The organism is Duganella sp. sic0402 (assembly GCF_019219065.1).
GTDB lineage: Bacteria > Pseudomonadota > Gammaproteobacteria > Burkholderiales > Burkholderiaceae_D > Rugamonas.
In genome coordinates, this window is sequence record NZ_JAHUWK010000002.1 from 162985 (window position 1) to 188279 (window position 25295).

Annotated in this window: 16 protein-coding genes and 1 riboswitch; of the genes, 4 read left to right on the top strand and 12 right to left on the bottom strand. The window is 64.6% G+C overall.

Annotated features, from left to right (window positions below):
- Nucleotides 1–100: 100 nt before the first annotated feature.
- A complete protein-coding gene (locus tag KW842_RS06345) occupies nt 101–1945 on the bottom strand; it encodes a flagellar assembly protein A (RefSeq protein WP_229223536.1) in 1845 nt (614 codons plus the stop codon).
- A 250-nt stretch (nt 1946–2195) separates the two neighbouring features.
- Complete coding sequence (locus KW842_RS06350; protein WP_229223537.1) at nt 2196–2528, bottom strand: hypothetical protein; 333 nt, start codon at nt 2526–2528, stop codon at nt 2196–2198.
- A gap of 305 nt (nt 2529–2833) precedes the next feature.
- Between KW842_RS06350 and ompR the strand changes: the two genes are divergently transcribed.
- From ompR to KW842_RS06365, 3 genes are read left to right on the top strand one after another with little or no spacing between them, the layout of a single operon-like run.
- A complete protein-coding gene (ompR, locus tag KW842_RS06355; RefSeq protein ID WP_304514953.1) occupies nt 2834–3535 on the top strand; it encodes a two-component system response regulator OmpR in 702 nt (233 codons plus the stop codon).
- Nucleotides 3536–3550: 15 nt separating this feature from the next.
- Nucleotides 3551–4930, top strand: a complete 1380-nt coding sequence (locus KW842_RS06360) for an ATP-binding protein (RefSeq protein WP_218303260.1) — start codon at nt 3551–3553, stop codon at nt 4928–4930.
- Nucleotides 4930–5631: a hypothetical protein gene (locus tag KW842_RS06365; protein ID WP_218303261.1), complete on the top strand. Its 702-nt coding sequence runs from the start codon at nt 4930–4932 to the stop codon at nt 5629–5631. The genes KW842_RS06360 and KW842_RS06365 overlap by 1 nt, the downstream gene beginning before the upstream one ends.
- On the opposite strand, the gene KW842_RS06370 is transcribed toward KW842_RS06365, so the two are convergent.
- Nucleotides 5606–6103, bottom strand: a complete 498-nt coding sequence (locus tag KW842_RS06370) for an Imm26 family immunity protein (RefSeq protein WP_218303262.1) — start codon at nt 6101–6103, stop codon at nt 5606–5608. The genes KW842_RS06365 and KW842_RS06370 overlap by 26 nt on opposite strands.
- Before the next feature lie 117 nt (nt 6104–6220).
- Nucleotides 6221–6319: riboswitch (TPP riboswitch) on the top strand.
- A gap of 58 nt (nt 6320–6377) precedes the next feature.
- On the opposite strand from KW842_RS06370, the gene KW842_RS06375 reads away from it, so the two are divergent.
- On the top strand, nt 6378–8495 hold the full coding sequence (locus KW842_RS06375) for a TonB-dependent siderophore receptor (RefSeq protein ID WP_218303263.1): 2118 nt from the start codon (nt 6378–6380) through the stop codon (nt 8493–8495).
- On the opposite strand, the gene KW842_RS06380 is transcribed toward KW842_RS06375, so the two are convergent.
- Genes KW842_RS06380 through KW842_RS06420 form a run of 9 tightly spaced genes read right to left on the bottom strand, consistent with a single transcriptional unit; the run spans nt 8496 to nt 25217 of the window.
- On the bottom strand, nt 8496–9026 hold the full coding sequence (locus KW842_RS06380; RefSeq protein ID WP_218303264.1) for an AAA family ATPase: 531 nt from the start codon (nt 9024–9026) through the stop codon (nt 8496–8498).
- Nucleotides 9023–9631: a nicotinamide riboside transporter PnuC gene (gene pnuC, locus KW842_RS06385; protein ID WP_218303265.1), complete on the bottom strand. Its 609-nt coding sequence runs from the start codon at nt 9629–9631 to the stop codon at nt 9023–9025. Before pnuC ends, KW842_RS06380 begins: the two co-directional genes overlap by 4 nt.
- A 32-nt stretch (nt 9632–9663) precedes the next feature.
- Complete coding sequence (locus KW842_RS06390; RefSeq protein ID WP_218303266.1) at nt 9664–11796, bottom strand: S46 family peptidase; 2133 nt, start codon at nt 11794–11796, stop codon at nt 9664–9666.
- 33 nt (nt 11797–11829) lie between these two features.
- The gene (locus tag KW842_RS06395) at nt 11830–13500 is read right to left on the bottom strand and encodes a PAS domain-containing protein (RefSeq protein WP_218303267.1); all 1671 of its coding nucleotides are present in this window, start codon (nt 13498–13500) and stop codon (nt 11830–11832) included.
- Nucleotides 13497–16058 (bottom strand): chemotaxis protein CheB, encoded by a 2562-nt coding sequence (locus KW842_RS06400; RefSeq protein WP_229223538.1) that lies wholly within the window; start codon nt 16056–16058, stop codon nt 13497–13499. The genes KW842_RS06395 and KW842_RS06400 overlap by 4 nt, the downstream gene beginning before the upstream one ends.
- Nucleotides 16059–16100: 42 nt before the next feature.
- The gene (locus tag KW842_RS06405) at nt 16101–17534 is read right to left on the bottom strand and encodes an efflux transporter outer membrane subunit (protein ID WP_218303268.1); all 1434 of its coding nucleotides are present in this window, start codon (nt 17532–17534) and stop codon (nt 16101–16103) included.
- Nucleotides 17531–20812, bottom strand: coding sequence for an efflux RND transporter permease subunit (locus KW842_RS06410; protein ID WP_218303269.1), 3282 nt, complete (start codon nt 20810–20812; stop codon nt 17531–17533). Before KW842_RS06410 ends, KW842_RS06405 begins: the two co-directional genes overlap by 4 nt.
- The gene (locus KW842_RS06415; RefSeq protein WP_218303270.1) at nt 20809–23907 is read right to left on the bottom strand and encodes an efflux RND transporter permease subunit; all 3099 of its coding nucleotides are present in this window, start codon (nt 23905–23907) and stop codon (nt 20809–20811) included. Before KW842_RS06415 ends, KW842_RS06410 begins: the two co-directional genes overlap by 4 nt.
- The gene (locus KW842_RS06420; protein ID WP_218303271.1) at nt 23904–25217 is read right to left on the bottom strand and encodes an efflux RND transporter periplasmic adaptor subunit; all 1314 of its coding nucleotides are present in this window, start codon (nt 25215–25217) and stop codon (nt 23904–23906) included. Before KW842_RS06420 ends, KW842_RS06415 begins: the two co-directional genes overlap by 4 nt.
- Between the last annotated feature and the right edge of the window lie 78 nt (nt 25218–25295).

Here is a 25295-nt window from a genome sequence, read left to right on the forward strand (position 1 = left end):
CAGGATGATGTACGTCGGGCCGCCATGCCATGGCATGGCCCCTTCACTTTTTAATCTTAGCGCAAGGTTAGCATGTTAGCGACGGCTTGCGCCAGCCGCATCAGGGGAAAGTCACACGCAAGCGCGGATTCAAATGCCAATCCAGCGTGCCGCTGCTGTCCGCGAACAGCAGTTCACCACCACTCGGCGTGCCTCGCAGGCGCTGCTTCAAGTCCTTTGCCTGCAACTGGCGCAAGGCGGCCGTGTCGGCCGCAAACGGCATGGTGCGCACCATGGTCTCGCCGTTGGCCATATGCAGGCCGCAACGGGCGATGCCAGCCGCCGCCACTTTCTGTTCGATCACGCGCTCCAGGCGGTCGCTCAGCAGCTTGTGCTGCGTCTGGCCGACCTGCACATCCAGCTTCAGCTTCTGGATCGCTTTCATCTCTTCGGCTACGGCGCTGGCGATCTTGCGCAGGTGCTGGCCCTGCTCCGGCGTCAGCACCAGTTCCTGGGTGCGCAGCTTGGCGGCCAGCGCCAGATAGCGGCGCACATCCGGCAGCGCGGCGATGCGCTCCATCTCCAGCTGGCTGTCCTGATTGGCCTGTGCGAAGGTGGCCACGCGCAGCTCCAGATCGGCGATCTCGCGGTCGAACTGGGTCACGTCCTTGACCAGCACATAGATCACCATCTCGGTGCGGCGGCGCGGGCCGGCGCTTTCCACTTCGACGTTGCGGCCGGCGATGACGCAGCCTTCGGCCACCGACACCAGCACTTCCTCGCCGATGATTTCGCAGTTGGACGCTTCCTCGATCTTGACGCGGGTGGCGGAGATGACGCAGTTCTCGGCACGCTGCACCACGACCGCGCCATTGCTGGCGTAGATTACCGAATTCGACGCCACGCCGGCGATGCGGATATCGCCGGCGGCGTTGTGCACGCTGCCGCTGACCAGGTTCTTGTCCAGCACCACCGTGCCGCCGCGCGAATGGATATTGCCGTAGACGTTGCCGTGCACCGTGATATCGCTGCCGGTGACGTCGCGCTGTTCCTGCACATCGCCATATTCCTCATAGGCGCCAGCCAGTTGCAGATTGCCGGTGGTGCGGCCGCTGACGCCTTCCAGGCTGATGATTTTGTCGGTGATGGAAATGCGGTTGGATTTGGAGTCCACGCTGAGGAAACCCTCGCGGGTCGACACCAGGTACTCACCATCCTCGGCCATCCGCGCCTCCGTCCCCTCGCCGGCCAGGAAGCGCAGCGTCAGGTCCTTGGGCGCTTCCGGCTCGGTCTTGCGGCCGGCCAGATCGAAGCCCGGCAGGCCGGGCACCGCCTCCAGCTTTTTCAGCAGGCGCACTTGCGCCTTGATCTGCGGGAAGCGGTTCTGGAAGCTTTGCAGGTCGATGCGGCCGTCGGCGCGCGCCTTGGGCGCGTCGCTGCGATGCAGGTCGGCCGAGACTTCAACCACGCTGGCGTGCTGGCCCGGCGCCGGCTCCAGGTCGGTGGCAAAGGTGATGCGGTCGGCCTTGGGCGAAGCCATCGCCGCGCGCACTGCCGCCACGTCGATGCCGAAGCGTATGCCCTGCTGCCACATGAAGGCGATGAATTCGTCGATGTCGAGCTGCACCGGGCGCTCCGGCAGCACGCTGCCGTCAGCCAGTGTTTCCTCTTCCAGATACAGCTGCTGGAAATAATATTCGGCGTAGGACAGGCTGAGTTTGGGCGGCTTGTACAGCGACAGCCGGGCCGGATCGAAGGGCTGCAGCGCGTCGGCCAGGCGCAGGGCCTGCAGCTGGCCCATGTCTGGCCCGACGCCGTACAAGGCATTGATCAGCGCGGCGTAATCCAGGCCGGCGAAATACCAGTCCGACTGAAACACGTGCGCCACCGCCGCCGTCAGCGCCGGTTTGCTCATGCCGACATCGATATAAATTCCGTCCGCGCGCTTGACTAAACCTATCGGCAAGCCGGGTCCGGGAGCTTGTGGCTCCTGACCTGCGGCTGGCGCTGCGGATGCAACGTCTTGAACCACGATATCCTCCCAACGGCACGCATGCAGCCGAAGGGCGTTGCGTGTAATAAATTAATATTACACTTAGACAAAGCAAAAAATAGGGAAAACAATACGCGGCGAGCGCTATGTGTCAGGATATTGATACAGATCAATAATACTCAAATAACAACTATAGCGATTTTATACGTTTAATTGCTGAAAATTAACGCTTGGGCGGCACTGAATACAGGTCCTGCCCCACTTCATTGATCTGGCGACGCAGATCGCGCCGTTCGTCCGGCGTCATGCGGCCGACGCGGCGATTCATCTCGGCGTTGCGGCTGGCTTCCTGCATGGCGCGGCGCTGTTCCTCAGCACGCTCTTCGTAGCGGCGGGCATCCAGCTGGCGCGCGTCGCCGGAACGCGGCTGCTCGCCGCGCTGGCCACCCTGCTGTTGCGGTTGCGCCTCGCGGCGCTGGCCATCCTGCGCCTGCGCCTGCGCCAAGCCTGCCCCCCCCGCGCCCAGCAGGCCGCAGCATAGCAGCGCGCCAGCCAAGGAGGATCGAACGCAAAAAGATGCGCTTGCTGCCGCGGATTTTTTTTTGTGATCGATGAACATGGCGTTCCCTGGAAAGCTGAATCTATGCCCGCAGTGTATGATGCTTTGACCGAGGGGGTAAGGCGAATTGGGTAAAGTTTGTAATAATTTGTAATGGGTCGTCCCGCACGCGTTTTCGCAGGACGAATATGACGTTACCATAGCAACATGAATAAGACAAATCTGGCAGCCAAATGACTAGTACAACGACTGATTCCGGCAACACCGCAGCCGCCAACGCACAGGGCCACGCCGCCAAGATCATGGTGGTGGACGACGACGTCCGCCTGCGCGACCTGCTGCGCCGCTACCTGACCGAGCAGGGTTTCAATGTGTTCACCGCAGAAAGCGCCACCGCCATGAACAAGCTGTGGCTGCGCGAGCGCTACGACCTGCTGGTGCTGGACCTGATGCTGCCTGGCGAGGACGGCCTGTCGATCTGCCGCCGCCTGCGTGGTGCCGGCGACCAGACGCCGATCATCATGCTGACCGCCAAGGGCGAGGACGTGGACCGCATCGTCGGCCTGGAAATGGGCGCCGACGACTACCTGCCCAAGCCCTTCAATCCGCGCGAGCTGGTGGCCCGCATCGGCGCGGTGCTGCGCCGCCGCGGCCCGGACGAAATTCCCGGCGCGCCGTCGGAAACCCCGCAGACCTTCGAGTTCGGCCAGTTCGTGCTGGACCTGGGCACGCGCACGCTGAAGAAAAACGGCGAGACGGTGCCGCTGACCACCGGCGAGTTCTCGGTGCTGAAAGTGTTTGCCCGCCACGCACGCCAGCCGCTGTCGCGCGAAAAGCTGATGGAGCTGGCGCGCGGCCGCGAGTACGAAGTCTTCGACCGCAGCCTGGACGTGCAGATCTCGCGCCTGCGCAAGCTGATCGAGCCCGATCCTTCCAGCCCGCTGTACATCCAGACCGTATGGGGCCTGGGCTATGTGTTCATCCCGGAGGGACAACCGCGCTAAGGCGTGGGCGCGCGCATGAAGTTGCTATTGAGCCTGCCATTGAAGTTACCGTTTGGCCTGCGTCTCGCCAGCCTGAAAAGCGGCCTGTTCTGGCGCACCTTCTTCCTGCTTGGGGCGCTGACCACCACCAGCATGACCGCCTGGGTCGGCATGATCAGCGTGGTGCAGCACGAGCCGCAGGTGCAGCAGATTTCCTCGCAGGTGATCTCGGTGGTGACCATCACCCATGCGGCGCTGACCCACTCGGCGCCCGAGCTGCGCCGCGAGCTGCTGTTCGAGCTGGTGTCGAATGAAGGCATCCGCGTATTCCCGCTGGAAGAAGACGACAAGGTCGAGCCGCCGGCCAGCAACGCGCTGATGCCCGACATCGAAAAGCTGGTCAAGGCCAAGCTGGGCGCGGCCACCCGCTTCTCGTCCAAGGTGAATGGCGTGGCCGGTTTCTGGGTCAGCTTCAATATCGACGACGACCAGTACTGGCTGATGCTGGAGCGCGAGCGCATTCGCGGCCTGACAGGCATTCAGTGGCTGGGCTGGGCCAGCGTGGTGTCGGTGGTGTCGCTGCTGGGCGCGGCGCTGATTTCCAGCCTGGTCAACCTGCCGCTGCGCCGCCTGACCCAGGCCACGCGCGATTTCGCGCAGGGCAAGCGCCCTGCGCCACTGCCGGAAAAAGGCCCGATGGAGATTATGGAGGCCAACCGCAGCTTCAATCAGATGGTCGACGACTTGCAGCAGGTGGAGTCCGACCGCGCGGTGATCCTGGCCGGCATTTCGCACGACCTGCGCACGCCGCTGGCGCGCATGCAGCTGGAAGTGGAGATGGCCCACCTGTCCGACGAGGCGCGCGAAGGCATGCAGTCGGATATCGGCCAGATGGACGCCATCATCGGCCAGTTCCTCGACTACGCCAAGCCGACCGAGGCCTCCAGCTTCCTCGATATCGACATCAGCGAGCTGCTGCGCGACACCGCACACGAGGCGTCGCGCCTGCCCGACCTGCGCATCAGCACCGACATCGCACCCGGCGCGCACGCCATGGGCAACGCCACCGACATCAAGCGGGTGATCAACAATCTGATCGAAAACGCGCGCCGCTACGGCAAGACGCCGGGCGAGGAGTACACCGACATCGACATCAGCTGCCGCATCAAGGGTGCGCACGGGTCGAAGCGCATCGTCATCGAAGTGCAGGATCACGGCGTCGGCGTGCCGGCCGCGCAGATCGAGCAGTTGCTCAAGCCCTTCACCCGGCTCGACGAGGCGCGCGGCCAGGCCAACGGCGCCGGCCTAGGACTGGCGATCGTCGAACGCGTGATCACCCGCCACAACGCCGAACTCCAGGTACGCAACCGCGATGGCGGCGGCCTGCTGATCCAGATCGTCATGAAAGGCTTGTAATGCGCCGTCTCCTGAACTACGCGGTGCTTGCGCTGCTGGGCGCAGCCTGCGCCGCGCATGCGGCCAAACCGCAGGCGCCGCAGACCCGCGAACCGACCGAAGAAGAACGCAGCTCCTTCGACGAATACTACCGGCTGCAAGTGCCGCCGCGCGTCAGCGGCGGACCATCGCTGTTCGCGCCGGCGTTTGACATACAGCGCCGCCGTGGCGAGCCGTGGCAGGTAATCGCCCGCGTCGACTCGTCGCCGCGCCGCCACACGCCGGACCTGTGCCGGCAAATCCGCACCAGCTACATCTACAACCCCAAGGCGCCCAAGGGCGAGCGCTGGATGCCGTCGGCGGCCGCGCCGGAATGGTATGTGTGGCTGGCCACGCCGAACGTGATTTGCAGCGCCATCCAGTACACCACCCGCATGGACCCGCAGGTCAATCCCGAAGATGTCAAGGCGCTGATCTGGCAGCACCGCACGCTGCTGGCGCGGGCGCGCCTGCTGTTTGCCGGTAACTCATCCTGCGCCCGCCAGCGCTCGCTGACCTTCCGCCTGGCCGCGATCGAGCCGGCGCCGCCGTCGAACGGCGCGGCGTCGATGGTCGGCATGGTGTTTGAGAGCGACCGCGATACGCTGGTGCGGGTAGCGGTGCGCAAGAGCCGTGGCGAATACACGGCCTGGAATGTCAGCTGTGCGAATTCTGCCGGTTAATCGGGTGATCGGGCGCTTCCAGCAATTTGGTCAGCAGCAGTTCCGCCGAACCATAGCCGTATAGCGAGTCCGCCTCCAATCCTTGTGTTTCATAAGGCACGGACTCCTCGCGCTCGGAACGGCCCGGATCGGTGTCGGCGTAGGTGACGCGCCAGGCGCGCTTGAGCGCATCGGCGCGGCGCAGGAATTGCGGTACCGGCCAGCGCGCCGGCTGCCAGTCCGCAGCGTCGCCCAGCACGCGCCAGTGGCCGCTGGCCAGCGCCATATCGCCAACGCGCAGCACCTTGACCGCGTCCTGCGGCTGCAAAGTGTTCAACTCTTCCAGCGACGGGAAACGCGGCAGTTTGGGGCCAAACAGATAGACCAGCATGATCTTGCTGCCGGGCGTCAGGCGCGCCACCAGACCCCAGCCGTAGCCGCCGTCCAGCAACGGCACGGCAAACCAGCTCCCCTCTTGATACGACTGCTTCATTCAAATCCTTTCAGTGGCCGCCCTGTGGCGGCGCGATGCCGCAGTGTAGCGGCGCGGCGCAAAACATGGCGCACGCCACCGCGCTGGCTGGCGCGACATGACAACTGTGTTACACTGGCGCCTCGCTAGGGGTCCTGGAACATCGTTTCCGGGTGAGAGATACCCTTCGTACCTGATCTGGATAATGCCAGCGAAGGAAAGCGCAAAAGTCGGTCCCTCCCCTCCTTTGATGGCTCTCTTCGCCGGCATCCAGCCGAACACGTAGAGAGCAGATATGTCCACACCAAACTTTGCAGTATCCGCCATCGCCCTGGCGGTGTTACAGATGACTTCCGCCTGCGCGCACGCCGCCGAGGAAGCCGATCAGACCATGCCCGAAGTGGTCGTCAGCGGCGTCAAGCTGCGCGCTGGCTCGGCTTCGATCGCCGGCTTCTCCAATGCCCCGCTGCTGGAAACTCCGGCATCGGTCAGTGTGCTGAGCGCGCGGCAGATGCAGGATCTGCAAATCCGTTCCACCACCGACGCGGCGCGCTACGACGCCAGCCTGAGTGATGCCTACAACGCAGTCGGCTACGCCGAGCAGTTCTCGATCCGCGGCTTCAAGCTGGATAACGCGTCCAGCTACCGCAAGGACGGCATGGCCATCGCCGGCGACACCCAGATCGCGCTGGAAAACAAGGAGCAGCTGGAAGTGCTGAAAGGCCTGTCCGGCCTGCAGGCTGGCGTGGCCGCGCCGGGCGGCATCATCAACTTCGTCACCAAGCGCCCTACCGACACGCCGCTGCGCACCGTGGTGCTGGAAGCACGCGAGCGCGGCACGCTGTACGGCGCGCTGGATCTGGGCGGTCGTTTTGAGAATACCGATTTCGGCTACCGCTTCAACGTCGCCGGCGAGCGCCTGCGCTCCTACATCAAGGGCGCGGACGGCAACCGCAAATTTGTCTCGGCCGCCTTCGATTGGCGCATCTCGCCTCAGGCGCTGCTGCAAATCGACGCCGACTACCAGCGCAAATCGCAGATCACCGCGCCCGGCTACCAGCTGCTGAACAACGCCACGCTGCCCAACGTGCCGGCCGACCAGTTGCTGAACGACCAGCCATGGAGCCGCCCGGTGGAAACCACCAGCAGCAATGTGGGCGCGCGCTTCACCTACCAATTCTCGCCGGAGTGGAACGCCACCATCAGCGCCAACCAGCACCATTTCAAGCGCGACGATTACACCGCCTTCCCTTACGGCTGCGCCGCGCAGGAACTCTATCCGGGCTTCTGCGGCAATGGCGATTACGATGTCTACAACTACATCAGCCTGGGCGAAAAGAAATCGCCGCTGACGGCGCAGGCGCTGCTGCAAGGCCGCTTCGCCACCGGCGTAATCCGGCACGAGTTCACCGGCGGCGCGTCGTTCTTCAAGAACAGCGAAAAATGGGGCGACTACCTGTACGACTGGTCGGGCACCAGCAATATCTACCACCCGGTGGTGGTCGCGCCAGCGCCCGGCAGCAGCGGTCCGGTATCCGAGCGCCGCCGCGACAACGAGCGCGCGCTGTTCGCACAGGACATCGTCAGCCTGAATGAGCAACTGAAGCTGCACGCCGGCGCACGCTATGTACAGGTCAAGCGCGACGAGCTGACCGACGGCGGCGACTTTGCGCATACCGACATCGGCTTCTGGCTGCCGAACGTGGCGCTGGTGTATGCCGTGCGTCCTAACGTCTCGACCTATGTGTCGTACGCGCAGGGTCTGGAGCATGGCGGCGTGGCGCCAATGGGAACCGTCAACGAGCACCGCGCGCTGGAGCCGGGCAAATCGAAACAGGTGGAAGTGGGCATCAAGACCGATATCCGTCCGGACCTGAGCGCCAGCGTGGCGCTGTTCCAGATCCGCAAAGGCCTGGAATACACCGATGCCGCCAACTACTTCGTGCGCAACGGCGAAGCGCAGAACCGTGGCCTGGAACTGGCGCTGGCCGGCCGCGCCACGCGTGAGCTGATGGTGGGCTTCTCGGCCACCGCGCTGGATACGCGTCAAAGCGGCACCGGTTCGGCAGAGCTGGACGGCAAGCGCGTGACCGATGTGGCGGCGTTCAAGTCGTCGGTGTATGCGGACTATGCCGTGCCGGCGGTGCAAGGCTTGAAGGTCGGCGCCAACTGGCTTTACTCCGGCAAGAAAGCCTTTGATGCGGCCAACAGCGTGTTCGTGCCGAAGTACCATGTGACCAATCTGAGCGCTTCGTACGCAACCCGCATCGGCGATATCGGCACGACTTTCCGCGCCAGCGTGGACAATGTGTTCGACAAGTTCTACTGGCGCGATGTCACGCCGGACCTGGGCGGCTACCTGATGCCAGGCGCCTCGCGCACGGTGCGCGTGTCGGCGCAGTTCGACCTGTAATTACGGCAGCGCGGCCAGCGCCTCGTCCGCCTGGGCGATGCGCTGCGCCATGCTGCCGCTGATCGGCACATAGGCAATGCCGCGTGCCGCCAGTTCTGCATGCAGCATGCGGTTGATGGTGATGCTGACCGCTTCGTTTTCACGCATCAGCCCATCCGCCTGCCAGGGAATGTCGGCGGCGGTCACCAGCGTCAGGTCATAGTCGCGCGCATGCGCATCGGCCAGCGGCGCCAGTTGCGCATCGATGCCGCCAAAGTAATGGCGGCTGTACACCGCCGTCATCAGCGGCGAGGTATCACAGAACAGGTAACGCGTCGCGCCCGGTGCTGCGGCGTCTTCGTGCGCACGCTGGGTGCGGGCGATGTGGATCTGATCGCCCTCCACCGGCACCCGGCCGGCGGTATCGACGAACTCACGTAAATATTCAGGCACCCAGATAGTGCCGTGACGCGCCGCCAGCGCGGCGGCCAGCGTCGACTTGCCGGATGACGCTGTGCCCAGAATGGCAATGCGCAGCGCCGCAGTGCTCATTCCAGCGCCAGGCGACCGCCGCCGGTGTGGGTATCGCCGCGCCAGGCGCGCAGCCCGATCACCGCCATGCCGACAAACACCGCATACAGCAGCGCGGTCAGTATCAAATTCTTATGCAGGTACAGGCCGACGTACAGCACATCGACAATGATCCAGACATGCCAGTTCTCGATCTTCTTGCGCGACAGCAGCAGCTGGCCGACCAGCGAGCCGGCCGTCAGGAAACCATCCGACTTCGGCACGTCGGTATCGGTATAGGTCTTGAGGAACCAGGCCAGCAGCACAAAGCCGGCCAGCCAGGCCACACCCGCCAGCACGCGGCCGCGCGGCGACAGCGCCGTCACCGGCAGCTTGTCATGGCTATCGTCGCCATGCAGCCACTGATACCAGCCGAAGATCGACACTGTGATGAACACCAGTTGCAAGCCCATGTCGCCATACAGCCGCGAACCATAAAACACCAGGCCGTAGGTGGCCGACGAAATGATGGCGAACAGCCAGGCCCAATGGCTCTGGCGGATGTTCAGCCACACCGTCGCCACCGACAGCAGGAACGACAGCAGCTCCAGCGGGGTCGTGGCAAATACCGCCAGATGCAATGGCATATTGGCGTAACTCAGAAGGAGCTGCAGCGTCGTCATTTTTTCGGATACTTGATGGTCATTTCTTTGAGCAGATTGTCGGCATGGTCGACTTCCGCCATGACCCACAGCATATACCGGATATCCAGATGGATGGCGCGGGTAATGTCGCGGTCGAAGTACCAGTCCTTGGTGATCGACTCATAGGTCGAGTCGAAGTTCAGGCCGATCAGCTCACCGTTCTTGTTCATCACCGCCGAGCCGGAGTTGCCGCCGGTGGTGTCGGCGCTGGTCAGGAAATCAACCGGCACAGTGCCCAGCACCGGGTCCTTGAACTTGCCATAGCGCTTGGCCTTGATCGCATCCAGCAGATTTTGCGGCGCGTCGAATGGCGCTTTGCCGGTGTTCTTCTCGACGATGCCTTCAATGGTAGTGAACGGGCCCTTGGTAATGCCATCCTTCGGCGAGTACGCCGATACGGTGCCGTAGGTCACGCGCAGCGTCGAATTCGCGTCCGGGTACACCGGCTTGCCCTGCGACTTCTTCCACGCGATCACGGCCGCCATGTATTGCGGGATCACGCGTTCCAGATTGCCGTCCAGTTCCTTGCGGCGTTCGATCAGCGACTTGCTGACGCCATCGATCTTTACCGCCAGCTTGACGAAGGCGTCGTCCGAGGCAGCCACCGCAGCCGCGTCTTTGCCTACCCACGACAAACGGGTGGCGGTGTCGCCCAGCTTCGACTGCGCGTACAGCGCAGGCACCGCGTCCACCGACGGCAGCAGCGCATCCAGGCCGCTCACATGCATGGCCTTCGGCAGCTTGGCGTAGCGTTGCAGCGCGGCGATGAAGCGCGCCTGGTCGACACCGCCGACATACGACTGCTCCAGGCGGTTCAGGCGCGCCTTGATGAAGGTCAGGTCGCGCTGCTGATAGCCCAGTTCACGCTCGGCGTCCGGTTTGGCGCTTTCCTGCGCCAGCCGGTACAGCGACGACGCGGACTTCAGCAGGTCGCCGGTAGTGGCCACGCTATAGCCGAATTCCTCGCTGCTCAGGGCGATGTCGGCGGCGATCAGCGCGTCCAGTTCCGCCAGCAGCTGCTTGCTGCCCGGCTGCCTGGCGTACCAGGCGCGGAATTCGGCGTCCTGCACGTCCTTGATGGCGGCGATATCCTTGCGCGCGAAGCCGTCCATCAGGCCACGGGTTTTCTTCATCACGTTGTTGAGGCTCTTGACCACGCTGGCGTAGCGCACGGCCGAAGCCTCGCTGTCCTTGGTGGCGGCAGCAATCACGTCCAGGTCGGACTGGATCTCGCCAGCCTTGGCCGGATAGGCGTCGTCGCGCGCATAGCGGATTTCCGACGGCAGCTTGTAGCGGCTGGTGCGGCCTGGGTAGCCGGCCAGCAGCACCGGATCGCCGTTCTTCAAGCCTTCGGCCGACACCACCAGGAAGTCCCTGGACTTGTACGGCACGTTGTCCGGCGATGGATCGGCCGGCCGGCCGTCCTTGCCGACATAGGCGCGCAGGAAGGAATAGTCGCCCACATGGCGCGGCCATTCGTAGTTATCGATGTCGCCGCCAAAGTCGCCCAGCGAATTGGCTGGCGCGTACACCAGGCGCACGTCGCGTATCATCATCTGGCGGATGCGATAGTATTCCAGGCCGCGATGGAAGGCAGGTACCGAGCAGCGGTAGCTCTTGTCGCTTTCGCATTCGGCGATCAGCGACTTGATGGCCTTATCCACCGCGTCGCTGCGCTGCTTGCCGTTCATCGCGGGGGTGATGTCTTTCAGCACGCGGCTGGTGACGTTTTCCACCTTGTCGGTCACATACACCAGCGTGTTCGGGCCGCCAGGCAGTTCGGCGTCGCGGGTCTTGGCCAGGAAGCCGTTGGCGATGTAATTATGTTCAGGCGTCGAATTGCGCTGGATGGCGCCATAGGCGCAGTGGTGATTGGTGACCACCAGGCCGGCGTCCGAGACGAACGACGCCGAGCAGCCGCCCAGCGATACGATGGCGCTCATCGGGTGCTTGGACAAGTCGGCCAGCTTTTCCGCCGGGATGGCGATGCCGATGCGTTTCAGTTCAGATTTCAGTTGCGGCAGCTGGTATGGCTGCCATTGGCCTTCGTCTGCATATGCGCTTGTGGCGCACAGCACTGCGGCTGGAATGACTAAATATTTTAACAAGATATGGCCCCTGATTGTATGACGGCGCCGGTATTATAGATCGAAGCTCAGCGTCAGCCTACAGCCGCAGCCGGCCGGCGGACTGTCAATCAGCAGGCTGCCGCCCTGCGCCGCGACCCGCTGCGCCATGCTGATCAGCCCAAACGCATCGCCGCCGCGCTGGCCCTGGTCCGCCGCCATGCCGACGCCATCGTCGGCCACGCTCAGCGCCAACCGCCCCGGCGTGCGTGCCAGCACGATCTCGACCCGGCTGGCGCCAGCATGACGGCGCACATTGCTGAGAGCTTCCTGCAAGCCTCGGAACAACACGATCGCCGTCTCCGGCGCCAGGTTGGCGCAGTCCGACTCGTCCGGCAGCGTCAACGCGCACGCCAGGCCGCTGCGCTTGCGGAATTCCGCAGCCTGCCATTCCAGCGCAGCCGGCAGGCCCAGGTCCAGCACCGGCGGCCGCAATTCATTCATGATGCCGCGCACGCTGCGGATGGTCGCGTCGACATTGTCCAGCGCGGCGTTGACACGCTGGTGCAGGCGCGGATGGCGCGCGCCGGTACGCTGGCTCAGCAGCGACATATCGATGCGCAGTGCCAGCAGATTCTGCCCCAGCTCATCGTGGATATCGCGGGCGATGCGCTTGCGTTCTTCTTCCTTGATGGTTTCCAGGTGCTCGGCCAGCTTGCGCAGCTGCTCGCGCGACTCCGACAACTCGGCGGTGCGCTCGGCCACCCGCGCATCCAGCTCGCGCGACCAGCGCAGCAGCGCGGCGTCGACCGCGCGCTGCGCCGTCACGTCGGAGAACACGCCGATGAAATGGCTGATCGCGCCGTCCTCGCCGCGCATCACCGTCAGCGACATCTTGGCGGTGTAAGGCGAGCCGTCGCGCCGACGGTTGAACACATCGCCGGACCACTGACCCTGCTCACGCAGCTGGCGCATGGCCTCGGCGTGATAGCCCGCGTCATGCGCGCCCGGCCGCCCCAGGAAACGCGGATTGCGGCCCAGCGCCTCTTCGACTGGATAGCCGGTCAGCGTCACGAAGGCATGGTTGACCGAAACGATATTGCGCTCGGCGTCGCACACCAGCACCGCCTCGCCTATGCTGTCCAGCACCTGCATGGCGCGCAGCCGCGCCGCGTCGCGCAGGCCGGGGGTGCCCATATCGGTCAGGATCATGCGGCAGCGCGCCGCTTCTGCGTCCAGGTTGGCCTCGATGCGCACATGCCGCAGCGGCGACGCACCATCGCTGGCGTGGCGGTCGAACAGCGGTGCCTCCATCACATCGCGCACGCCACTGGCAAACAGCCGCGCCAGGAAGCGGCGCAAGCCCGCCTGCGCCTGCGGCGCCAGGAACTGCTCGAAGCGCTTGCCGAACAACTGGTCGCGCTGGCATTGCAGCAGCTCGGCCGCCGCCAGATTGGCGCGCGCGATGGCGCCATCCTCGTCCAGCGACAGATAGCCGGCCGGCGCCTGGTCGTACAGCGCCGCGTAGCGCAGGCGCATGCTGTCGGCTTCATCGCGCTCGCTTTGCAGCTCGGCCAGCGCCTGCTGCTGCATATCGAGTTCCAGCTGGCTGACCTGCAGCTCGTGCCAGCGCCGCAGCTCGTCGCTGTCGGCGCTGGCCGGCGGCTGTGGCAGCGCGGCCGCCCCCCGCTCCGCCAGCGCGCGCAACTGGCCGGGATCCAGCTCGGGGCGGGCGCGCTTGCTCATACGCGGCCAGCGTCCTTGGGTTGCGACAGCAGCCGTGCCTCCAGTTGCTTCAGCTCGGTGATATTGATGAAGGTGACCACCACGCCGTCGATAACATTATCCACGGTACGGTAGGGACGGATGCGCATGGTGTACCAGCCGCCGCTGTGCGTCTCGATCTGCTTTTCGCAGAACACCAGCGTGCGCAACACGTTCTGCGCGTCGGCCTCCAGGTCGGCGTATAGCAGGTCGTTGACAATGTCGCTCAGCGGGCGGTTAACGTCGCTGGGTATCAGCTTGTAAATCTGCGTGGTCTGGTCGGTGAAGCGGCGTATCCGCAGCGCGCTGTCGAGGAAGATAGTGGCCACGTCGGTGCTGTTGAGCAGATTCTTCATGTCGCCGTTGACCAGCGACAGGTCGTCCACCTTGGATTGCAGCTCGGCGTTGACGGTGTACAGCTCCTCGTTCAGCGACTGCATCTCTTCCTTGGAGGTGGTCAGTTCCTCATTGGTAGATTGCAGCTCCTCGTTGGTCGATTGCAGTTCTTCGTTGGCCGACTTGAGCTCTTCACGCGACGCCTGCATCTCGTCGCGAACCGCCTGGATCTCCAGCCGCGCCTGCGCCAGCTGCTGTTCCAGCTCCAGCACATGCGGATTGCTGGAACGGCTGCGGCGCTTCTTCGGCGGCAGCGACGCAGTGGCAAAGGTCAGCAGCACCGTGCCGGGCAGCGGGCCGGTGTCAGGCATCGCTTCCGCCGTCAGGTCCAGCGCCTGCGCCGGCTTGCCGGTTTCGTCGCGCTGGATCAGGCCCTGCACCAAGATCACGCCGGATTCCTGGGTGGCGCGCTTGAGCAGCTCCGCCATCTCGTGGCGCAAGCCATCGCGCGCCATCGCATGGATATTCCAGTTGGCCTTGCCGGCCGCCGGCTCCAGGAAAGCGCCGGTGCGGCCGTGGATGTACAGGATGTCGCCATGGGCGTTAAGCAGCACGGCGGCCGGCGCGTGCTTCTTGAGCAGCTGCTGCTCGACCTGGTTTTGGAGATTACCGTTCATGGTGGAATTGTTCGGTTCAATGAGAATGGGCGCCGAAACGCTGCTGACCCGGGTGGGGAAATAATTGGCGACGCGGTTGATCGATGCGTCCAGCCGCCGGTAGACACGGCCCGCGCCGGCCATCGGTGCAAACAGCTGGCTGAAATGGCCGGGCGTATCGGCGCTGCCCAGCATCAGCAGGCCGCCAGTGCGCAAGGCGTAATGGAACAGCGGTATTAATTGCTCCTGCAGCTTGGCGGTGAAATAAATCAGCAGGTTGCGGCAGCACAGGAGGTCCAGCTTGGTGAACGGCGGATCGGAAATCACATTCTGGCGCGCGAAGATGATGGTGTTGCGCACATCCTTGCGGATGCGGTAGCCACCCTTCTCCGCCGGCATGAAATAGCGCTGCAGCAGCCCCTCCGACACATCCGCCTCGATGTCAGCGCCAAACACGCCCTGGCGCGCCTGGTCGACCGCGTCATCATCCAGGTCGGTGGCGAAAATCTGCAAGGCGTAACGCGCCTTGGGACGCAGCTTTTCCAGCACTTCGTTGAACGCGATCGCCAGCGAGTACGCTTCCTCGCCGGTGGAACAGGCGGCCACCCAGGCCTTGAAGGTGGCGCCCTCCGGATGGGCGGCGATCAGTTGCGGCAGCGCGCTGCCCATCAGGTATTCCCACACCTTGGGATCGCGGAAGAAGTTGGTGACGCCGATCAGCAGTTCCTTGAACAGCAGCTCCACCTCGGCCGGGTGGCTGCGCATGAAACAGACATAGTCGGCCAGCGAGGCGCACTGGCGCAACTTCATGCGGCGGTCGATGCGGCGCAATACCGTGCTGAGTTTATAGTCGGAGAAGTTGGCGCCGGTCTGCTTGAGCAGCAACTGGAACAGCTGCTGCAAGCCGTCGCGCTGAAGCACCGCCTGTTCCGGCACGCCGGATTGCTGGGTGCTCCACCACGCGACGATGCGTGCCGCCATTTGCCCCGGCAGCTCGACAATATCCACCGCGCGCGCGGCGATGGCGGCGGCAGGCATCGGATCGAAGCGCGCCGTGGATGGCAATTGCGCCAGCGTCAGGCCGCCATTGTCGCGGATCGCCTTCAGGCCCAGCGCACCATCCGCTCCCATGCCCGAGAATACGACGCCGACCGCCACATCGCGGCTGTGCGCGGCCAGCGAGCGAAAAAAAATATCGATGGGAAGATGGCGTCCGCGCCGTTCGTCGGCCGGGCGCACGCTGAAATGATCGTGCTCGATGCGCATGTCGTTATGCGGCTGCACCACGTAGACCTGGTTGGCGCGCAGCGGCATGCCGTCTTCCACTTCCAGCACGTTCATGCCAGTCACCCGTTTCAGCAGCTCGGGCAGCATGCATTTGTGTACCGGGTCCAGATGCTGCACCACCACGTAGGCGAAGCCGCCGTCGGGCGGTACGCTGGCCAGGAATTCACAGATCGGGTCCAGCCCGCCCGCAGAAGCGCCGATGCCCACGATGGGCATCGGCGTTGCGGCTGCAACAGTGGCGGTGGCGCTAGTTTTGATCATCGAGGCATTTTATCAACCTTGCCAGATGATTATACAACAGAGCTATTCGGCGGCTGCGTGCCAGCCGCCGCCCAGCGACTGAATCAGGGCAATGGCGGTGGTCTGGCGGTCGGCCTGTGCCTGCACCAACGAACGGCGCGCGTTGAGCGCGGTCTGCTGCGCGGTCACCACGTCGCTGTAGCTGACCTGGCCGGCGCGGTAGCGGTTCAGCATCTGCACCTCGACCTGGTCGGCCGCTTCCGACGCCGCCTTGCGCAGATCCTGCTGCTGCGCCAGCGTACGGGTGGCGGCCAGCTGGTTCTCGACATCGGCAAACGCAGTCAGCACGGTCTGCCGATAGTTGGCGATGGCCTGGTCGCGCGCCGCCTCGGCGCCGCTGACGCGGGCCTTGATGGCACCGGCGTCAAACAGCGTCTGCGCCGCCGTCAGGCCCAGCGACCACAGATTGTTGGAGGCGTTGAACAAGCCGCCGGTGGACGAAGAGCCGTAACCATAGGAACCGGTCAGGTTCAGGCTCGGGAAGTAGGCGCTGCGCGCGATGCCGATGTTCTGGTTGGCGGCGGCGACGCGGCGCTCGGCGGCAGCGATATCCGGGCGGCGTTGCAGCAGCGTCGATGGGACGCCGGCCGGAATATCCGGCACCGTCACTTTCCAGCCGGCCGGCGCCAGCGTGAAGTCGCCGGCCGGCTTGCCCAGCAGGACCGCGATCGCGTGTTCATAGTTGGCGCGCTGGCGCACCAGCGTGATCTGGTCGATGCGCGCGCTGGCCAGCTGCGTCTGCGCTTGCAGCAGGTCTGACTTGGCAGTGATGCCGGCGTCGAAGCGGTTCTGGGTAATTTGCAGCACCCGCTCATAGCCTTCCACCGTGGCGTCCAGCAGCGCTTTCTCGGCATCGGTCTGGCGCAGCGAGAAGTAGTTGGTGGCCAGCTCGCCTTGCGCCGACAGGCGTGCGGCGGCCAGGTCGGCGGCGCTGGCCTGCAGGCTGGCATTGGCGTTGCCGACACCGGCGCGCAGCTTGCCCCACACATCCGGCTCCCAGCTGGCGCCGATATTGGTGCGGTACTGGTTGGCGGTCTGGGTGTTATCGCCGCCACCGGAGCGGGTGGCACTGCCGTTCAGCGCCACCGACGGGAACAGCGACGCGCGCTGTTCGGCCACCAGCGCCCTCGCCTGCGCATAGGATGCGACTGCGGCGGCGACGTTCTGGTTATTCACCTCGATGCTGTCGGCCATCTGGTTCAGCAGCGGATCGCCGAACAGCTGCCACCAAGGGCCGCGTTCCAGCGTGTCGGCCGGCGCGGCGGCAGTCCAGCCGGCGGCCACCTTGTCAGCGTCGCTCGGGGTTTCCTTGTAGGCCGATGGCGCCGCCGTTTCCGGCACTTTGTAGGCAGGCGCGACCGAGCAGCCGGCCAGCAGCGCCGACGCCACGGCCAGCGCGATCAGGGAGTAACGGGGAGAGAATGCGTGTTTGCTCATGATGTAATGGGCGATTCGTCGCCATGGATGCGGCTTAGTTGTTGTTCGGACGGGCCGCGGCGGCGCAGCTTGTCCATCAGGATGTAGACCACCGGCGTGGTTAACAGCGTCAGCATCTGGCTGGCGATCAGCCCGCCGATGATGGCCACGCCCAGCGGCTGGCGCAGCTCCGAGCCTTCGCCGAAACCGATCGCCAGCGGCAGCGCGCCCAGCGCCGCAGCCAGGGTGGTCATCAAAATCGGGCGGAAGCGCAGCAGACAGGCTTCGCGCACCGCTTCCAGCGGCGACAGGCCGCGCGAGCGCTCGGCTTCCAGCGCGAAGTCGATGATCATGATGGCGTTTTTCTTGACGATGCCGATCAGCAGGAAGATGCCGATCAGCGCAATGGTCGAGAACTCCATCTTGAACACCAGCAGCGCCAGCACCGCGCCGACGCCGGCCGACGGCAGCGTGGTCAGTACCGTCACCGGGTGCACCAGGCTTTCGTACAGGATGCCGAGCACGATGTAGATCACCACAATCGCGGCCAGGATCAGCAGCGGCAAGGACTTGTTGCTGTCCTGCGCCTGCTTGGCCGAACCGGCGAAACTGCCGCGCACATTGTTCGGCATGGCGATTTCCGCCTCGGCCTCGGCGATGGCCGCCGCCGCGTCGGAAAGGCTGTGGCCTTCCGCCAGATTGAAGGCGATGGTGGTGGCCAGCTCGCCATCCTGGTGGTTGATCGAGGTCGCCGCCGAGCTTTCGGCAAAGCGCGCCACTGTCGACAAGGGCACCATGGTGGTGGTGCTGGTGCTCAGCGCCGAACCGGACGACGCATCCTTGACCGCCGGCGCGGCCACATTGGCCGCCGTGGCGGTGGTCGTGGTCGCGCCGCTGGACGAGGTGGTCGTGGTGGTAACCGTCGGCGCACCGCTTGGATTGGCGGCGCTAGGCGACGGCAAGCCCTTGGACGGCACGTACACGTCGTTCAGCGCGTTCGGGCTGCGGGCATATTCGCGTGGCACTTCCATGATGACGTGATACTGGTTCAGCTCATCGTAAATGGTCGCCACCTGGCGCTGGCCAAAGCTGTTGTACAAGGCGCTATCGATGTCCTTGGTCGAGATGCCGAGGCGCGAGGCGCTGTCCTTATCGATGGTGACAAAGGTTTCGACGCCATTGTCGGCCTGGTCGGAATCCACGTCGATCAGCGCTTTCTGCGTTTTCATCGCGTCAGCCAGCCGCGCCGCCCACTTCTTCAGGTCCGCCTGGCTGTCGGACTTCAGCGTGTACTGATAGTTGGCGTTGGCCGAACGGCCGCCCGAACGCAAGTCCTGCACCGGGTTGAGGAACAGGCTGACGCCCGTCACCTTGGCCAGCTTGGGCCGCAGCCGCGCGATCACCGCCTGGCCAGCCACGTCGCGCTGGCCGGCCGGCTTCAGGTTGATGAACATGAAGCCGCCGCCGGCGCGACGGCCGCCGGTAAAGCCAACCACCGTGTCCACCGCCGGATCGTCCTTGATGATGTTCACCAGCTGGCGCAGCTTGCCCTGCATGGCCTGGAAGGAGATGCTCTGATCGGCGCGGATACCGCCGCTGATCTGGCCCGTGTCCTGCTGCGGGAAGCCGCCTTTGGGAATGGCCGCGAACAGGTAGAAATTCAGGCCGATGACAAACACCAGGCTGACCATCACCAGCCACACGCTGTGCAGCGCCCAGTCCAGCGCATGCTCGTAACCCTTGAGAATGGCGTCGAAGCCACGCTCGAAGAAACGCGCCACGCGGCCCGGCGGCTTGGCCTGGTGGCCGCCCGGCGTCAGCAGCCAGGCGCACATCATCGGCGTCGTGGTCAGCGAGATCACCAGCGAAATCATCACCGCCGCCGACAGCGTAATTGCAAACTCTTTGAACAGCGCGCCGAACTGGCCGCCCATGAACAGCAGCGGAATGAACACCGCGATCAGCGACAAGCTGATCGACAGCACGGTGAAGCCAACTTCGCGCGCGCCCAGCAGCGCCGCCTCGAAGCGGTCCATGCCGGCCTCGATGTGGCGGGTGGTGTTTTCCAGCACCACGATGGCGTCATCGACCACGAAGCCGGTGGCCACGGTCAGCGCCATCAGCGACAGGTTGTTCAGGCTGAAGCCCAGCAAATACATGACGCCGAAGGTGCCCAGCAGCGATACCACCGTTGCCACGGTTGGCACGATGGTGGCGCGCACGTTGCGCAGGAAGACGCTGACCACCAGCACCACCAGCAGGATGGAGATAATCAGTGTGACTTCGATTTCATGCAGCGACGAGCGGATCGAGTTGGTGCTGTCGCTGGCCACCTGGATTTTCACGTCCGGCGGCAGCTGCGCCTGCAGCATCGGCAATTGCGCGCGCACGCTGTCCACCGTCTCGATGACATTGGCGCCGGCCTGGGAGCGCAGCAGCACAATAATCGCCGGCTCGCCGTTGAACAGGCCCAGATTGTTCTGGTCCTCGACGCCATCCACCACCTCGGCCACGTCCTTCAGCCGGATCGGCGTGTCGTTGCGCACACCGACAATCAGGTTTTGATAGTCAGCGGCGCTGCGGCCGCCCACGGCGTTGGCCGATTCGGTATAAATCTGCAAGCGGCGGCCATTGCCCTGAATCGCGCCGCGCGGCCGGTTGGCGTTGGCAGCCTGGATGGCGGCGCGCACGTCCTCCATCGACAGGCCCTGCTGGTTCAGTGCATACGGATTCAATTCCACCCGCACCGCCGGCAGCGAACTGCCGCCCAGCTCCACGTCGCCGACGCCGGTCACCTGTGACAGGCGTTGCAGCACGATGTTGGACACCGAATCATAGATCTGGCCCGGCGTGCGGGTCTTGGACGTCAGCGCCAGAATGATGGCCGGCGAGCCGGAGGTATTGGCCTTGCGGTAGGTCGGATTGCTGCGCAGCGTGGCCGGCAAGTCGACGCGGCTGGCGTTGATCGCCGCCTGCACTTCGCGCGCCACCGAATCCACATTGCGGTTCAGGTCAAACTGCAGCGTGACGTTGGCGGTGCTGGTGCTCGACTGCGAGGTCATCTCGTTGACACCTGCGATGGTGCCCAGGTGGCGCTCCAGCGGCGTGGCCACGCTGGTGGCCATGGTAGATGGGCTGGCGCCCGGCACGGTGGCGTTCACCGAAATGATCGGGAAATCTACCTGCGGCAGCGGCGCCACCGGCAGCACGAAGAACGCGCCGATGCCGGCCAGCGCCACGCCCACCGTCAGCAGGACGGTGGCAATCGGGCGCTTGACGAATGGCGAAGACAGGTTCACGCGACACCGCCTTCAGCTTGCGGCCGGCGCTCGCCGCGCAGGCGGCGCGCCAGACTGTCGAAGCCCAGATAAATCACCGGCGTGGTGTACAGCGTCAGCAACTGGCTGACAATCAGGCCGCCAAAGATGGCCAGGCCCAATGGGCGGCGCAGCTCCGAACCCTCGCCCCAGCCGAGCATCAGCGGCACGGCGGCAAACAGCGCCGCCAGCGTCGTCATCAGGATCGGGCGGAAACGCAGCAGCGCCGCCTGGTGGATCGCCTCGCGCGGCGGCTTGCCCTCGTCGCGCTCCGCCTCGATGGCGAAATCGATCATCATGATGGCGTTCTTCTTGACGATGCCGATCAGCAGAATGATGCCGATAATGCCGATTACGCCCAGGTCCTGGCCGGAGATCCACAGCGCCAGCAAGGCGCCGACGCCGGCCGAAGGCAGCGTCGACAAAATGGTCAGCGGGTGGATATAGCTTTCATACAGCACGCCCAGCACGATGTAGACGCAGACCACGGCGGCCAGGATCAGCCACAGCTGGTTGTCCAGCGACTTCTGGTAAGCGCCGGAGGCGCCGAGGAAGGTCAGCGTGACTGCGGCCGGCACATGGATCTCGGCGGCGGCCTGCTTGATGCTGTCCACAGCGGTGCCGAGCGAGACGCCAGGCGCAGTGTCGAAGCCCAGCGTGGTGGCCGGATACTGCGCGACGTGGGTGATCTGCAATGGCGCCTGGCGTTCGGTCACGCTGGCCACCGCCGACAGCGGCGTGGCCTTGCCGGAGCCGGTCTTCAGTTGCAGGTTGCCCAGGTCGGCAGGCGTGGTAATGTCGTCGCGGCGCGCTTCCAGGATCACGCGGTACTGGTTGGTTTCGGTGAAGATGGTCGACACGATGCGCTGACCGAAGGCGCTGTACAGCGCATCGTCAATCGAGGCGGCGGTGACCGACAGGCGCGAGGCAGTGTCGCGGTCAACGCTGACATAGGCCGCAGCGGCGCTGGCGCCCACGTCCGACACCACGTTGCGCAGCTGGTTCTTGGTACGCATCTGGGTGGCCAGCTTGGACGCCCATTCGTTGACGGTGGCGTTGTCTGCTCCCTCCACCGATACGCGGAACTGGGTCGGGCCGGTTTCCGCGTCGATGGTCAAGTCCTGGGTCGGTTGCAAATACAGCGTCAGACCGGCGATATCGGCCACACGGCTGCGCAGGCGGTCCATGGTTTCCTGCTGGTTGCTGCGCCCTTCCTGCTTCAGGTTAATCAGCATGCTACCGGTATGCAGCATGGTGTTGTTGGCCGCGTCCACGCCCACCACGGAGCTGAGGTTTTCCACGCCAGGATCATCCAGAATGACCTTGGCCGCCTGCTGCTGCAACTCCGCCATCTTCTGATAGGAGACGGCCTTGCCGGTTTCCAGGCGCGCTTGCAGCTGCCCAGTGTTCTGGGTCGGGAACAGGCCTTTCGGTATCACCACATACAGCAGCGCCGTCAACAGCAAGGTGCCCAGCGCCACCAGCAGCGTCAGGCCGCTATGCCGGATTACCCAGGTCAGCGACTTGTCGTAATGGCTGATAACCCAGTCAAAAAACTGCTGGAAGCGCAGAGCGAAGCGGCTAGGCTGTTCCTCGCCGTGCGGCTTCAGCCAGCGCGCCGACATCATCGGCACCAGCGTCAGCGACACCACGGCGGAGATCAGGATGGTGATCGCCAGCGAGATCGCGAATTCGCGAAACAAGCGCCCCACAACGTCGCCCATGAACAGCAGCGGTATCAGCACTGCGATCAGCGACACGGTCAGCGAGATGATGGTGAAGCCGATCTGCTTGGCGCCCTTCAGCGCCGCGGCCATTGGCGTTTCGCCCTCTTCGATGTAGCGCGCGATATTTTCGATCATGACGATGGCGTCATCGACCACAAAACCGGTGGCGATGGTCAGCGCCATCAGCGATAGATTGTTCAGGCTATAGCCGAGCAAATACATCACGCCGCAAGTACCGATCAGCGAAATCGGCACCGACAGGCTGGCAATCACGGTCGCGCGCAGGCTGTGCAGGAAGGCGAAAATCACCAGCACCACCAGCACCACCGCCAGCACCAGTTCCATCTCGACGTGTTCCACCGAGGCGCGGATGCCCTTGGTGCGGTCGCTCAGCACTTCGACATGCATGGCGCCCGGCAGGCCGGCTTGCAGCTCCGGCAGGCGCGCCTTGATCGCATCTACCGTGGCGATGACGTTGGCGCCCGGCTGGCGCTGCACATTGAGGATGATCGCCTGCTTGGTATTGGCCCAGGCGCCCAGCTCCACGTTCTCGGCGCTGTCCACCACCTGCGCCACGTCGTTCAGGCGTACCGGCGCACCGTTCTTGTAGGTCAGGATCAGTTCCTTGTAATCCTTGGCGGTCACCAGCTGGTCATTGGCGTTGATGGTGTAGGCACGGCTCGGACCGTCGAAACTGCCCTTGGCGCCGTTGGAATTGGCGGCGGTGATCGCAGTGCGCAGCGTGTCCAGCCCCAGGCCATACGATGCCAGCGCGTTGGTGTCGGCCTGTATCCGCACCGCCGGCCGCTGGCCACCGCTGAGCGTGACCAGGCCGACGCCGGACACCTGGCTGATCTTCAAGGCCAGGCGGGTGTTGACGATGTTCTGCACTTCGGTCAGCGGCATGGTGTCGGAGGTGATCGCCAGCGTCAGCACCGGCGCGTCGGCCGGATTGACCTTGGCGTACACCGGCGGTGCCGGCAGGTCGGTCGGCAACAGCGAGGAGCCGGCGTTGATCGCGGCCTGCACTTCCTGCTCGGCCACGTCCAGCGACTGGCCCAGGCCGAATTGCAGCGTGATGATGGAGACGCCGGACGCGCTGGTGGAGCTCATGCGCGACAGGCCGGCCATCGCGCCGAACTGGCGCTCCAGCGGCGCGGTCACGGTCTGCGCCATCACTTCAGGACTACCGCCCGGGTACAGCGTCTGCACCTGGATGGTCGGGAAGTCCACCTGCGGCAGCGCCGACAGCGGCAGGAACCGGAAACCTACGATACCCGCCAGGACGATCGCCAGCATCAGCAGCGAAGTCGCTACCGGACGCTGGATGAAGGGTGCGGATGGACTCATTGTTTTGCGGCGCCTTCCTTGTTACGGCGATGGTGTTCGCCGTTTGGCGATGCAGCGCCTGCACCAGCGCCGGCCGGCTTGGCGCCAGGCAGCGTGACTTTGGCGCCTTCCTTCAGGCGGTCCGCGCCTTCGGTGATGACTTGCTCGCCCAGTTTCAGGCCTTCGGTGATCTGCACCTTGTCGACAGTCGCGGCGCCGCGCTTGATCTGGCGCACGGTAACGGTCTTGTCTTCCTTCAGCACGTAGACGAAGTCGCCCTTGGTGCCATGGCGAACGGCGGTCACCGGCACCATGATGGCGTCCTTGATGGTGTTCAGCTCAAGGCGCACATTGACGAACTGGCTCGGGAACAGCGCCGACTTGGTGTTGGCAAAGCGCGCCTTGGCCTTGACCGTGCCGGTCGAGGTATCGATCTGATTGTCCATCGCGTAGAACTTGCCGTTATCCAGCGGATTGGTGCGGGTGCGGTCCAGCGCCAGCGCCGGCAGCGCCGCGCCTTCGTTGACGCGCTGCGCCACGGACGGCACGCTGTCCTGCGGAATCGAGAACTCGACATCAATCGGCGACAGCTGGGTGATCACGGCGATGCCGCTGGTGTCGCTGGAACCGACCAGGTTGCCGATATCGACCGTGCGCAAGCCCACGCGGCCGGAGATCGGCGCCACCACCTTGGTGTAGCCCAGGTTCAGCTTGGCCGTGCCTTCGGCCGCCTTGTCGGTCATGACCGTGCCTTCCAGCTGCTTGACCAGCGCCGCCTGCGTGTCCACGTCCTGACGCGCGATCGAATCCTGGGTCAGCAGCGTGCGGTAGCGGTTCAGCGTCAGCCTGGCGTTTTCCAGCTGGGCTTCGTCGCGCTGGCGCGTGCCGGTGGCCTGCATCAGCGCCATTTCAAACTGGCGCGGGTCGATCTGCGCCAGCACCTGGCCTGCCTTGACCATCTGCCCTTCCTTGTACAACACGCTTTGCAGGATGCCGGATACTTGCGGACGCACCGTGGTGGTGGCTGCCGCCGTCACGGTGCCCAGCGCTTCCAGCGTGACCGGGATGTCAGCCTTTTCCGCAGTCGCCACGCCTACCGTGGTGGCCGGCGAACGGCGTCCGCCACCGCCAGGGCCACCGGGACCGCCTGGGCCAGGACCGCCGGGACCTTGGGCGCTCGGCCCACCGGCGGGCGTGGCCGGCTGGTGGGTCAAGTACCACGCCAGGCCGCCCAGGCCGGCCATGGCGGCGACGGCGATCACGCTGCCGAGAAGCTTGCGGCTGCGTTTGGGCGGGTTGGCATTCAAAGTCGGCTTGGCTTGCGAATCCATCGTTATCCTTTTTGTAGGCGTGCGTGTCCATGGCAAACGCGCCATGGCCTCAATGCCGGGACTCTAGCACAAGGCATA